The sequence below is a fragment of the Escherichia sp. KS167_9B genome (assembly GCF_030295215.1).
Taxonomy (GTDB): domain Bacteria; phylum Pseudomonadota; class Gammaproteobacteria; order Enterobacterales; family Enterobacteriaceae; genus Escherichia; species Escherichia coli_F.
The window spans coordinates 1,666,724-1,679,125 of the sequence record NZ_AP025754.1 but is presented as its reverse complement, the minus strand read 5'-3'; the positions used below and the strand labels follow the sequence as shown (position 1 = coordinate 1,679,125).

The window sequence follows — 12,402 nt, the reverse complement described above, 5'->3', positions numbered from 1 at the left end:
AGTATCGTTGCCCGGATAAAGCGTTCACGCCGCATCCGGCTAAAAATGACACGCACTGCAGCGTGCTTTAATGGGTTTCTCACGATCGTACCGCTCTGCTCCTCGCTAAGTTGTTCTGTGAGTTATAGTTATAGAGAAATCACGGGTACGAATGTTGAACAGATGGCGACGTCACCTGTTCAACGACCAACCACACGGCCCTCATTACGACCCCTGAACACAAACGGTAATGGCAAATGTCATTAAATATTAGTAAGATAGCCTCTTTACATAAAATCTCTTAATATTATGCGCCAGGTATTATCGTCTCTTTTGGTGATTGCTGGACTTGTGAGTGGTCAGGCAATCGCCGCGCCTGAATCCCCCCCGCATGCTGATATCCGCGACAGCGGTTTTGTCTATTGCGTCAGCGGGCAAGTCAACACCTTTAACCCATCCAAAGCGAGCAGTGGGTTAATTGTCGATACCCTTGCCGCCCAGTTTTATGATCGACTCCTGGATGTCGATCCCTATACCTATCGCCTGATGCCGGAACTTGCCGAAAGCTGGGAAGTGCTCGACAACGGCGCGACCTATCGCTTCCACCTGCGTCGCGATGTTCCGTTTCAAAAAACCGACTGGTTTACTCCCACTCGTAAAATGAATGCCGACGATGTGGTGTTTACCTTCCAGCGAATTTTTGACCGTAACAACCCGTGGCATAACGTCAACGGCAGCAACTTTCCCTACTTCGACAGCCTGCAATTTGCCGATAACGTTAAAAGCGTCCGCAAACTGGATAATCATACCGTTGAGTTCCGACTCGCCCAGCCAGATGCTTCTTTTTTGTGGCACCTGGCGACCCATTATGCATCGGTCATGTCGGCAGAATATGCCCAGAAGTTAGAGAAAGAAGATCGCCAGGAACAACTCGACCGTCAGCCGGTCGGCACTGGACCGTATCAGTTATCGGAATACCGCGCCGGGCAATTTATTCGCCTACAACGTCATGATGACTTCTGGCGCGGCAAACCGTTAATGCCGCAGGTGGTGGTGGATTTAGGCTCCGGCGGCACCGGACGTCTTTCGAAACTTCTGACAGGTGAATGCGACGTTCTGGCCTGGCCTGCTGCCAGTCAGCTATCCATTTTGCGTGACGACCCACGCTTGCGTTTAACGCTGCGCCCGGGGATGAATGTCGCCTATCTGGCATTTAACACTGCTAAACCGCCGCTAAATAATCCCGCTGTCCGCCATGCGCTGGCACTGGCGATCAATAACCAGCGTCTGATGCAATCCATCTATTATGGTACGGCTGAAACGGCAGCCTCTATTTTACCGCGCGCCTCGTGGGCCTATGACAACGAGGCTAAAATTACTGAATACAATCCGGCGAAATCGCGCGAACAGTTGAAGGCGTTGGGGCTGGAAAACTTAACGCTGAAACTGTGGGTGCCAACACGTTCGCAGGCGTGGAACCCCAGTCCACTGAAAACCGCCGAACTGATTCAGGCGGATATGGCGCAGGTTGGCGTAAAAGTGGTGATTGTGCCGGTAGAAGGTCGTTTTCAGGAGGCGCGGTTGATGGATATGAGCCATGATCTGACGTTATCCGGTTGGGCGACAGACAGTAACGATCCGGACAGTTTCTTTCGTCCGCTACTGAGCTGCGCAGCAATACATTCCCAGACCAACCTCGCCCACTGGTGCGATCCGAAATTCGACAGCGTGTTGCGTAAGGCGCTCTCCTCGCAGCAGCTAGCGGCGCGTATTGAAGCCTATGACGAAGCGCAAAGTATTCTGGCGCAGGAATTGCCCATTTTGCCGCTGGCGTCGTCATTGCGCTTGCAAGCCTACCGTTACGATATCAAAGGGCTGGTTCTTAGCCCGTTTGGTAACGCCTCCTTTGCTGGTGTGTATCGCGAGAAACAGGATGAGGTGAAAAAACCATGATTATCTTCACCTTACGCCGCATTTTGTTATTGATTGTCACCTTGTTCCTGCTGACCTTCGTTGGCTTCAGCTTGAGCTATTTCACCCCACATGCGCCGTTACAAGGCGCGTCACTGTGGAATGCCTGGGTGTTCTGGTTTAATGGTCTGATCCACTGGGATTTTGGTGTTTCCAGCATTAACGGTCAACCGATTGCCGAACAGTTAAAAGAGGTCTTCCCGGCGACGATGGAACTGTGCATCCTCGCCTTCGGTTTTGCGCTGATTGTTGGCATCCCCGTAGGGATGATTGCCGGGATTACGCGCCATAAGTGGCAGGATAACTTGATCAACGCCATCGCCTTACTGGGCTTTTCCATCCCGGTGTTCTGGCTGGCGCTTCTGTTGACGCTATTTTGTTCACTCACGCTAGGTTGGTTGCCCGTTTCAGGGCGTTTCGATCTGCTCTACGAAGTGAAACCGATTACCGGTTTTGCGTTGATTGATGCCTGGCTTTCGGACTCACCGTGGCGGGATGAAATGGTCATGAGCGCAATCCGCCATATGATATTGCCCGTGATCACCCTGTCGGTTGCGCCAACAACTGAAGTGATCCGACTGATGCGTATCAGCACAATCGAAGTGTATGACCAGAACTATGTTAAAGCGGCGGCGACCCGCGGTTTGTCGCGCTTTACTATTTTGCGTCGCCATGTTCTGCATAACGCGTTACCTCCGGTTATTCCTCGCCTGGGCTTACAGTTTTCTACCATGCTGACGCTGGCGATGATCACCGAAATGGTCTTTAGCTGGCCGGGTTTAGGGCGCTGGTTAATTAACGCCATCCGCCAGCAAGATTACGCGGCCATTTCCGCCGGAGTGATGGTGTGTGGCTCACTGGTCATTATTGTTAACGTGATTTCTGATATTTTGGGTGCCATGGCTAACCCTCTGAAACATAAGGAATGGTATGCCTTACGATAGCGTATACAGCGAAAAGCGCCCGCCGGGCACGCTGCGTACCGCCTGGCGCAAATTTTATAGTGATGCCTCTGCGATGGTCGGTCTGTACGGCTGCGCGGGACTGGCTGTACTGTGTATTTTTGGCGGCTGGTTTGCGCCTTACGGCATCGATCAGCAATTTCTCGGCTATCAATTATTGCCGCCTTCATGGTCACGCTATGGCGAAGTTTCTTTCTTCCTGGGGACTGACGACCTCGGACGCGATGTTTTAAGTCGTTTACTGAGTGGAGCTGCACCAACCGTGGGGGGGGCATTTGTGGTGACGCTTGCAGCGACAATCTGTGGCCTGGTACTTGGCACCTTTGCCGGGTCGACGCACGGTCTACGCTCAGCGGTGCTTAACCATATTCTGGATACCTTACTGGCGATCCCTTCCCTGCTGCTGGCAATTATCGTTGTAGCGTTTGCCGGACCGAGTTTGTCGCACGCCATGTTTGCCGTCTGGCTGGCGCTGCTGCCTCGTATGGTACGTTCGATTTACAGCATGGTGCATGACGAACTGGAAAAAGAGTACGTTATCGCCGCCCGTCTGGATGGCGCATCAACGCTGAATATTCTCTGGTTTGCTGTGATGCCAAACATCACCGCCGGGCTGGTCACCGAGATCACCCGCGCACTGTCGATGGCAATTCTCGATATCGCCGCGCTGGGCTTTCTCGATCTCGGCGCACAACTCCCCTCGCCTGAATGGGGAGCGATGCTCGGTGATGCGCTGGAACTGATTTATGTCGCCCCGTGGACTGTCATGCTGCCAGGTGCGGCAATTATGATTAGCGTGCTGTTGGTTAACCTCCTTGGCGACGGTGTTCGTCGTGCAATTATTGCGGGGGTGGAATAATGCCATTACTCGATATTCGTAACCTGACCATTGAATTTAAAACCGGTGATGAGTGGGTTAAAGCCGTCGACCGCGTAAGTATGACCTTAACCGAAGGTGAAATCCGCGGTCTTGTTGGCGAATCCGGTTCCGGCAAAAGTTTGATTGCAAAAGCAATTTGTGGGGTGAATAAAGATAACTGGCGTGTTACTGCTGACCGTATGCGTTTTGATGATATCGATTTGCTGCGTCTCTCCGCACGCGAACGGCGCAAGCTGGTTGGTCACAACGTGTCGATGATTTTCCAGGAACCGCAGTCGTGTCTTGACCCTTCAGAACGTGTGGGTCGCCAGTTGATGCAAAACATCCCAGCCTGGACGTATAAAGGCCGTTGGTGGCAGCGTTTTGGCTGGCGCAAACGCCGTGCCATTGAACTACTGCACCGTGTGGGGATTAAAGATCACAAAGATGCGATGCGCAGTTTTCCCTATGAGTTGACCGAAGGTGAATGTCAGAAAGTGATGATAGCCATTGCACTGGCGAATCAACCGCGTCTGCTGATTGCTGACGAACCGACAAACTCAATGGAGCCAACAACCCAGGCGCAAATCTTTCGCCTGCTGACGCGTCTCAACCAAAACAGCAATACCACTATTTTGCTTATCAGCCATGACTTACAAATGCTTAGCCAATGGGCGGATAAAATTAACGTGCTTTACTGCGGTCAAACGGTGGAAACCGCGCCGAGTAAGGAGTTGGTGACAATGCCACATCATCCCTATACCCAGGCGCTGATCCGCGCGATACCAGACTTCGGCAGCGCGATGCCGCATAAAAGTCGCCTCAATACGCTGCCCGGCGCTATCCCACTGCTGGAACAGTTACCGATTGGGTGTCGTCTGGGGCCGCGTTGCCCGTATGCACAACGAGAATGCATTGTGACGCCACGTTTGACGGGGGCGAAAAATCATCTCTATGCCTGTCACTTCCCGCTGAACATGGAGAAAGAGTGAGATGATCGAAACGCTGCTTGAAGTGCGTAATTTAAGTAAAACGTTCCGTTATCGGACCGGCTGGTTTCGTCGTCAGACCGTAGAAGCGGTAAAACCTTTGAGCTTTACGCTACGTGAAGGCCAGACACTGGCGATCATTGGCGAGAATGGTTCTGGTAAATCCACGCTGGCAAAAATGCTGGCGGGAATGATAGAACCTACCAGCGGCGAGTTATTGATTGACGATCATCCGCTGCATTTTGGCGATTATTCCTTCCGCAGTCAGCGTATTCGCATGATTTTTCAGGATCCTTCGACCTCGTTGAATCCCCGTCAACGTATCTCGCAAATTCTGGATTTTCCACTGCGTCTGAACACCGATCTGGAACCTGAACAGCGTCGCAAACAGATTATTGAAACGATGCGGATGGTTGGGCTGCTACCGGATCACGTCAGTTACTATCCGCATATGTTAGCACCCGGGCAAAAACAGCGTCTGGGTCTGGCGCGCGCGCTGATATTGCGCCCAAAAGTCATTATTGCCGATGAAGCCCTCGCCTCACTGGATATGTCGATGCGTTCGCAGTTGATTAATCTGATGCTGGAGTTACAGGAAAAACAGGGCATTTCGTATATTTATGTTACCCAGCATATTGGGATGATGAAGCACATTAGCGACCAGGTACTGGTGATGCATCAGGGCGAGGTTGTCGAGCGAGGTAGTACTGCGGATGTGCTCGCCTCTCCGCTGCACGACCTCACTAAACGACTGATTGCCGGTCATTTTGGCGAGGCATTGACGGCGGATGCGTGGCGTAAGGACCGTTAGTGTTTTGCACCTCATCCTGACAGGGCCCCCCTCAGGATGAGGTGTTCATTACTTTTGATTGTCGATTCTGGTGAGAGCAACCAGCAATGCCAGCGTATAACACACCGTAATTGCCAGACTCATTTTTAACAGTGTTTCTCCGCCAATTCCCGACAATGGCGCGGCTATACCGCCGAAGACAAACATGCTCATCCCCATCAACGCAGACGCCGTTCCAGATTCCTGCGTCCCTACTGCACTCATAGCCTCTGCCCCGCCAACAGTGCCGATGCCGCTACAAAATGCGATGGTGAAAAATAATGCCACCAGTGCCGGAATGGGCAATTGTACCCATGCGCATAAGACCGTGAGCAATGCACACAAAATTGCCGCTATCAGGCCACCTCGCAACAATGTCATCGCGTTAATCCGTCGCGCCAGGCGCGAGAAGATCCATGAAGCAATGATAAGTCCGATGCCGTTAAGGCCAAACACCAGGCTAAATTGCATTGGACTAAAGCCAAATTCCTTCTGCAACACGAACGACGAAGAGCCGATATACGCAAACAAACCGGCCAGCATAAAACTTTGAATCAGGCAAAAGCGCATAAAAAGGCGGTTCTGCACCACGCTTCGTCCGGTTAATAGCAATGATGAGCCCCTTTTATTTTCTGGCAAGGTCTCATTAATAAATAACAGGCAGCCCAGCAACAGTACGGTGCTAATTTCAGCCATTACCCAGAATAAAGTGCGCCAGTCAAAAGTGCTAACAATGTACCCGCCCAGCACTGGCGACAACACCGGTGCCAGGCCATTCACCGTCATTAACAGCGCAAAAAACTGGGTCAACGTTACTCCCTGATATTTGTCACGAGCAATAGAACGAGAGAGCACCGAACCACCCGCCCCCGCGATCCCTTGAATAAAACGCCAGACCACCAGCCAGTAAATATTGTTCGTTGTCGCGCACAAAATGGAAGAAACAATAAACAATAGCAACGACAAGATTAACGGACGTTTACGCCCTATTTTGTCGCTCAGAGGGCCAAATAACAGTTGTCCGACGCCAAGACCGATCAGTGATGCAGTCAGGGTTAATTGCGTTATGGTCGTGGTTGCCGCCAGTTGCTCAGACATCTCCGGCAAAGCCGGCAAATAAAGATCGGTACACATCGGGCCGATACCGGCTAAAAGACCAAGAATCAATGCCCATGAAAGAGAGACTCTAGCCATATTATTCCTTACTTGAGTGATGACATGCCGCCGCCCAGCGACTGCCAGAGCGTGATTCGGTTTGTAAAATCAGTCAGTTGCAGTGCCAGCAGCTCCTGCTGTGCGCTCCACAAGCTGCGCTGCGCCGTCAACACGGTCAGGTAATCACCAACACCCGCCTGATAGCGACGCAAGCCAACATCGACCGTTTGTTGCTCAGCTTTAACATACTGGCGCTGTGCATCCAGTTGCTCTTCAAGCGTGGTCCGCCGCGCCAGTGCGTTAGCGACATCTTTAAATGCGCTCTGAACGGTTTTTTCATAGGTGGCAATGAGCCCACGCTTTTGTGCTTCTGCGTAACGAAGCTGCGCCAGATTACTCCCGCCAGTGAACAGCGGTAATGTGACCGATGGCGCAAATGACCAGATCTGCATTCCGTGGCTGAACAACGACGACAATGCGTCACTGCCCACACCGGCACTGGCAGTCAGCGAAATCGTCGGGAAAAAGTTAGCCCGCGCCGCGCCAATATCTGCATTGGCGCTCTTCAAATTATGTTCCGCTTCCTGGATATCCGGGCGACGCAGCAGAACATCAGATGATACTCCCGCAGGAACCAGACTTATCATTTGTTCCGGCAGGCTTTCCAGTGTTCCCGGTAGCAGATTTTCCGCAAGCGTTGTACCTGCCAGTAAGTTCAGCGCATTTTTATCCTGCATCACTTGTGTCTGATAGCTGGCAACGCTGGCGCGCGCTTGCTGATAAACACTCATCGCCTCACTGACATCTGTCGCTGCCGCCGTGCCAACCTGTTGCTGGCGCTGGATAATTTTCAATGAGTTTTCTGCACTGGCCATCGTTTCTTTTGCCAGGGCCAGGTTGCTGTTATCAGCCGCCAGTGTCAGCCAGGCGGTGCTGATTTCAGCAATCAGCGTTAAACGAGTGTTCTGGGCTGTAAATTCACTGGCAAGCCAGGTTTCCCGCGCCGCCCGAGATAAACTCTGATTACGACCAAACAGATCTAACGTATAACTGGACACCGTGCCGTCAGCCTCGGCAGTTGTTCCCGTACCATTCGCCAGCGAACGACTGCGAGTCGAACTTAAGGCCGCATTCACCGTCGGAAATAACGACGCATTAGTTTGCCCATAGAGCGCCCGTGCTGAGTCAATATCAGCAATCGCTTTTTGCACATCGCGGTTACTGTTCAGTGCAATGGTTACTACCTGCTGCAATCGGGGATCGTGGATCACCTGCTGCCAGTCATGGCTGATTGCCTTCCCCTGGCCCTGTGCTCCCGGCAAGGTCGCCGGGATTGGGGATTCAGGCGTACTGTAGTGAGGATCGAGCGAGACACATCCCGCACTCAACAACACCAGAAAAATAAGAGAACGACGCAACATAACTTACTCCTGACGGCGCGGTTTACCGGCAAACAAACGTTTCACCAGTACAAAAAACAGAGGAACGAAGAAAATGGCCAGTAATGTAGCGGTCAGCGTGCCGCCAATAATGCCCGTACCAATGGCGATGCGGCTGTTCGCCCCTGCGCCGGTTGCTATCGCCAGCGGCATTACCCCCGCAATAAACGCCAGCGAGGTCATGATGATTGGGCGTAAACGAGTCTGCGCCGCGCGTAATGCCGCACGACTCAAGGAATAGCCCTCTGCAACCGCCGCTTCAGCAAATTCCACAATCAGAATGGCGTTTTTCGACGACAAGCCGATAGTAGTTAATAGCGCTACCTGGAAGTAAACGTCGTTGTTTAAATCACGCATCCAGGCCGCCAGCGCCGCGCCAAGAAGCCCCAGAGGGATCACCAGAATGACCGAGAACGGGACTGACCAGCTTTCGTACAGTGCTGCAAGGCAGAGGAAAACCACCAGAATAGAAACTGCATACAGACTTAATGCCTGACCGCTGGCCAGTTTCTCCTGCAATGACAAACCACTCCAGGCCCATGTTGTTCCCGCAGGAAGACTGTTTGCCAGTTCCTCCATTTTTGTCATTGCATCGCCGGAACTAAAGCCAGTCGCGTTTTCGCCCTGAATTTCATAGGCTGCCGAGCCGTTGTAGCGCACCAGTCTTTCCGGTCCATACAGCCAGCGGGTGGTCGCAAAAGCAGAGAATGGTGTCATGGCGTTATCGCTACCGCGCACAAACCATTTACCTAAGTCTGACGGCGCGGAACGAAATTCGCTGTCGCCCTGAATGTAGACTTTTTTCACACGACCACGGTCAATAAAGTCATTCACATAAGTACCGCCCCACGCACTGGACAGGGTGTCGGTGACATCATTCAAACTCAACCCTAATGACACCGCTTTATTGCTATCAATATCTACCTGCAATTGCGGCATTTGTGGCAAATCATTGGCGCGTACAGAATGTAACTCCGGACTTTGATTCGCTTTTTCTATCAACTGATTACGCATTTGCAGCAGTGTTTCACGATCGGTTCCACCGTTAGCTAACAATTCAAACGTAAAACCATTGCTTTGGCCCAGCCCATCAACGGCTGGCGGCGTCATCGCAAATACCGTGGCATCACGAATTGTGCCCAGCTCTTTGGTAGCCCGTAGGGCGATAGCCTGGGCGGTGTTTTCTGCCCCTTTACGTTGAGACCAGTTTTTCAACGAAACAAACGCCATCCCGGTGTTCTGTCCGCTGCCGCTAAAACTGAAACCATCAACGGTAAAGATGACATCGGTATTTGCTTTCTCGTTAATCAGGAACCAGTCAACAATCTGGCGATTCACTTCTGCTGTACGGGCAGCGGTCGCCCCGGCCGGCAGCGTGTACTGCACCATGATTTCGCCCTGGTCTTCAGTGGGTAAGAAACTGCCCGGCAGTTTCCACATCATCAGGGCCATTCCACCACCCAGCACGACATAAAGCCCCATCGTTCGGGCTGCACGGCGCAGGACATAAATTACGCCTCGCTGATATTTATCTTCAGTACGGCGGTAAAAGCGGTTAAATGCGCCGAAAAAGCCTTTTTTATGTGGCGGAACATGCTGGAGGACGGAACCGCACAGGGCGGGAGTCAAGGTCAATGCCACCACCACGGAAAGCAGCATTGCGGAGATGATGGTGATGGAGAACTGACGATAAATTACGCCCGTAGATCCCCCAAAGAAGGCCATCGGCAGGAATACGGCTGACAACACCAGCGCAATGGCAACCAGTGCGCCAGAAATCTCGCCCATTGATTTTTCCGTGGCTTCACGCGCGGGCAACCCTTCGTCACGCATAATGCGTTCGACGTTCTCCACCACCACAATGGCATCGTCCACCAGCAAGCCGATCGCCAGCACCATTGCAAACAACGTCAGGGTATTAATCGAATAGCCAAACAACGCAAGAACGCCGAATGTGCCCAGCAAAACGACGGGGACAGCTAACGCCGGAATCAGTGTGGCACGCAGGTTTTGCAGGAATAAATACATCACGCAAACCACCAATACGATGGCTTCAAACAGCGTCTGAATTACGTCCTCTACGGAGATTTTAATAAATTCAGTGCTGTCTTTCGGGTATGCGATGTCGTATCCCTGCGGCATGTTCCGCTGGAATTCGGCAATCTTATCCTTGACCAGCGTCGCCGTATTCAGCGCATTCGCACCGGGCGAAAGCATTACAGCAACCCCGGCAGACGGGTGACCGTTAAGTTTGCCGATAGCGGTATAATCTTCACTGCCCATCTCAACGCGAGCCACATCTTTTATACGAACAACTGCGCCGTCTGACTGGCTTTTCACGATAATATTTTTGAACTGATCCACCGTCTGCAAGCGAGACTGCGCACGTACCGTTGCGGTCAGTTGCTGAGTATCCGGTGAAGGCAATGCCCCTATTTTCCCGGCAGTAACCTGCACGTTTTGCGCTTCAATAGCACTTTGCACGTCTGAAGGCATCAGCGAGTAAGACGCCAGTTTGGCCGGGTCGAGCCAGATGCGCATAGCGTATTCCGCGCCAAAGACTTGCAGACTCCCCACACCTTCAACACGCGCCAGGGGGTCCTGAACGTTACTGACCAGCCAGTCGGCGATATCCGAACTGGAGGCTTTGTCAGTGGTGTCATACACGGCAGCAATCAGCAAAAAGTTGCTTTGTGATTTCTCCACCGTAACACCTGTTTGCTGCACTTCGCTGGGTAGGCGCGACTCCGCCTGCTGAATTTTATTCTGCACCTGAACCTGTGCAGTATCTGGATCGGTACCTTGTTCAAAGGTCACATTAATACTGACCGAACCATCAGAGCTACTGGTTGAGCTGAAATAGAGTAAATTATCAAGCCCAGTGAGTTGTTGCTCGATAACCTGAGTCACGCTGTTCTCCAGCGTTTCGGCAGAAGCACCAGTATAAGTGGCTGAAATTTTAATGGTCGGCGGTGCAACGTCAGGATATTGCGCGACGGGTAATGTGCGAATAGCCAGAATCCCCGCCAACATAATCAAAATGGCGATAACCCAGGCAAAGACCGGGCGGCGAACAAAAAAGCGCGAAAACATCAGGCATTGCCTCCATTAGCCTGAACTTCAACAGCCTTGACGGTCTGCCCTGAAGTGACTTTGGCAGAACCTTCAACAATCAGTCGGTCGCCGTTGTGCAGGCCGTTCAGCACCAGCCATTTATCACCATACGTTTCTCCCGTTTCGAGCGTTCGCTGCTCTACTTTATTGTCTTTATTCACCACCAGCGCAGTTGCATTGCCTTTAGCATCGCGCGTGACGCCCTGTTGAGGCGCGAGAATAGCGTTTTCCATCACGCCTTCATCGACACGAGCGCGAACAAACATTCCCGGTAATAACTGCTGTTGTGGATTGGGGAAAATTGCCCGTAATGTCACCGAACCGGTAGACTCATCCACCGCGACTTCGGTGAGTTCCAGACGCCCTTTTTCGCTGTAGGTTGTGCCATCTTCCAGAATAAGTGAGACGCTCATGGTGTCACTGTTGGTCGCCAGTGACTGTTTACGCAGACGTAATAAATCGACACTGGAGCGAGTGAGGTCGACATACATTGTATCCAGACCACGAATAGTCGTTAACGCTGTATCTTGCGACGCGGTCACCAGTGCGCCAGGGGTTACCGACGAAATGCCAATACGCCCCGAAATCGGCGCAGTGACCGTGGTCCAGTCAAGATTAATGCGCGCAGTTTCCAGTGCGGCTTTTTTCGCCTCTACACTGGCTTTATCTTGTGCACAGGTAGACTGAGCATCATCAGCATCCTGTTGTGAAACACCGTTCTCTTTCACCAGTCGGGCATAACGCTGCGCTTTCTGGCAATCGGCTTTTACCAGTGCCTGTGCTTGTTGTAATGCTGCCCGAGCTTCATTCCATGCAGCCTGATAACTGGCCGCATCAATCTGGTAGAGCGGCTGTCCAGCCTTGACCAGATCACCTTCCTTAAATAAGCGTTTCTGGATAATTCCCCCAACCTGCGGACGTACTTCGGCACTGAGCGCAGCACTGGTGCGTCCGGTTAATTCACTGACTACCGAGACCGGTTGAGATTTGACTGTAACAACGCCGACTTCTGTTTCTGACGGGGATGAATTGTTACTTTGCGTATTATCACAACCAGATAAGAGCAGCATTGCCACTACAGATGTTGCTATATACTTCATTATTT

General features: G+C 52.0%; 9 protein-coding genes. 5 read left to right on the top strand and 4 right to left on the bottom strand.

Translation table 11 applies throughout. From position 1 onward, the window contains the following. Positions 1-288: 288 nt before the first annotated feature. The 5 genes from sapA to sapF are packed head-to-tail and all read left to right on the top strand — an operon-like array spanning position 289 to position 5,571. Complete coding sequence (sapA, locus tag QUE34_RS08455) at positions 289-1,932, top strand: ABC transporter substrate-binding protein SapA (RefSeq protein ID WP_032184026.1); 1,644 nt, start codon at positions 289-291, stop codon at positions 1,930-1,932. Beyond that, complete coding sequence (sapB, locus tag QUE34_RS08450; protein ID WP_000583281.1) at positions 1,929-2,894, top strand: putrescine export ABC transporter permease SapB; 966 nt, start codon at positions 1,929-1,931, stop codon at positions 2,892-2,894. Before sapA ends, sapB begins: the two co-directional genes overlap by 4 nt. Beyond that, positions 2,881-3,771 (top strand): peptide ABC transporter permease SapC, encoded by an 891-nt coding sequence (sapC, locus tag QUE34_RS08445; RefSeq protein WP_001146166.1) that lies wholly within the window; start codon positions 2,881-2,883, stop codon positions 3,769-3,771. Before sapB ends, sapC begins: the two co-directional genes overlap by 14 nt. Beyond that, positions 3,771-4,763 (top strand): peptide ABC transporter ATP-binding protein SapD, encoded by a 993-nt coding sequence (sapD, locus tag QUE34_RS08440; RefSeq protein WP_001128858.1) that lies wholly within the window; start codon positions 3,771-3,773, stop codon positions 4,761-4,763. The genes sapC and sapD overlap by 1 nt, the downstream gene beginning before the upstream one ends. A 1-nt stretch (position 4,764) precedes the next feature. Continuing rightward, positions 4,765-5,571: a peptide ABC transporter ATP-binding protein SapF gene (sapF, locus tag QUE34_RS08435; protein WP_000573406.1), complete on the top strand. Its 807-nt coding sequence runs from the start codon at positions 4,765-4,767 to the stop codon at positions 5,569-5,571. A gap of 48 nt (positions 5,572-5,619) precedes the next feature. Here the strand turns inward: sapF and QUE34_RS08430 are convergent, their stop codons facing one another. The 4 genes from QUE34_RS08430 to QUE34_RS08415 are packed head-to-tail and all read right to left on the bottom strand — an operon-like array spanning position 5,620 to position 12,397. After that, positions 5,620-6,783, bottom strand: a complete 1,164-nt coding sequence (locus QUE34_RS08430) for a multidrug effflux MFS transporter (protein ID WP_032302935.1) — start codon at positions 6,781-6,783, stop codon at positions 5,620-5,622. Positions 6,784-6,791: 8 nt separating this feature from the next. Next, a complete protein-coding gene (locus tag QUE34_RS08425; RefSeq protein ID WP_000946226.1) occupies positions 6,792-8,165 on the bottom strand; it encodes an efflux transporter outer membrane subunit in 1,374 nt (457 codons plus the stop codon). A gap of 3 nt (positions 8,166-8,168) precedes the next feature. Further along, positions 8,169-11,276 (bottom strand): efflux RND transporter permease subunit, encoded by a 3,108-nt coding sequence (locus QUE34_RS08420; RefSeq protein WP_000492807.1) that lies wholly within the window; start codon positions 11,274-11,276, stop codon positions 8,169-8,171. Beyond that, positions 11,276-12,397, bottom strand: a complete 1,122-nt coding sequence (locus QUE34_RS08415) for an efflux RND transporter periplasmic adaptor subunit (protein WP_103253889.1) — start codon at positions 12,395-12,397, stop codon at positions 11,276-11,278. Before QUE34_RS08415 ends, QUE34_RS08420 begins: the two co-directional genes overlap by 1 nt. Between the last annotated feature and the right edge of the window lie 5 nt (positions 12,398-12,402).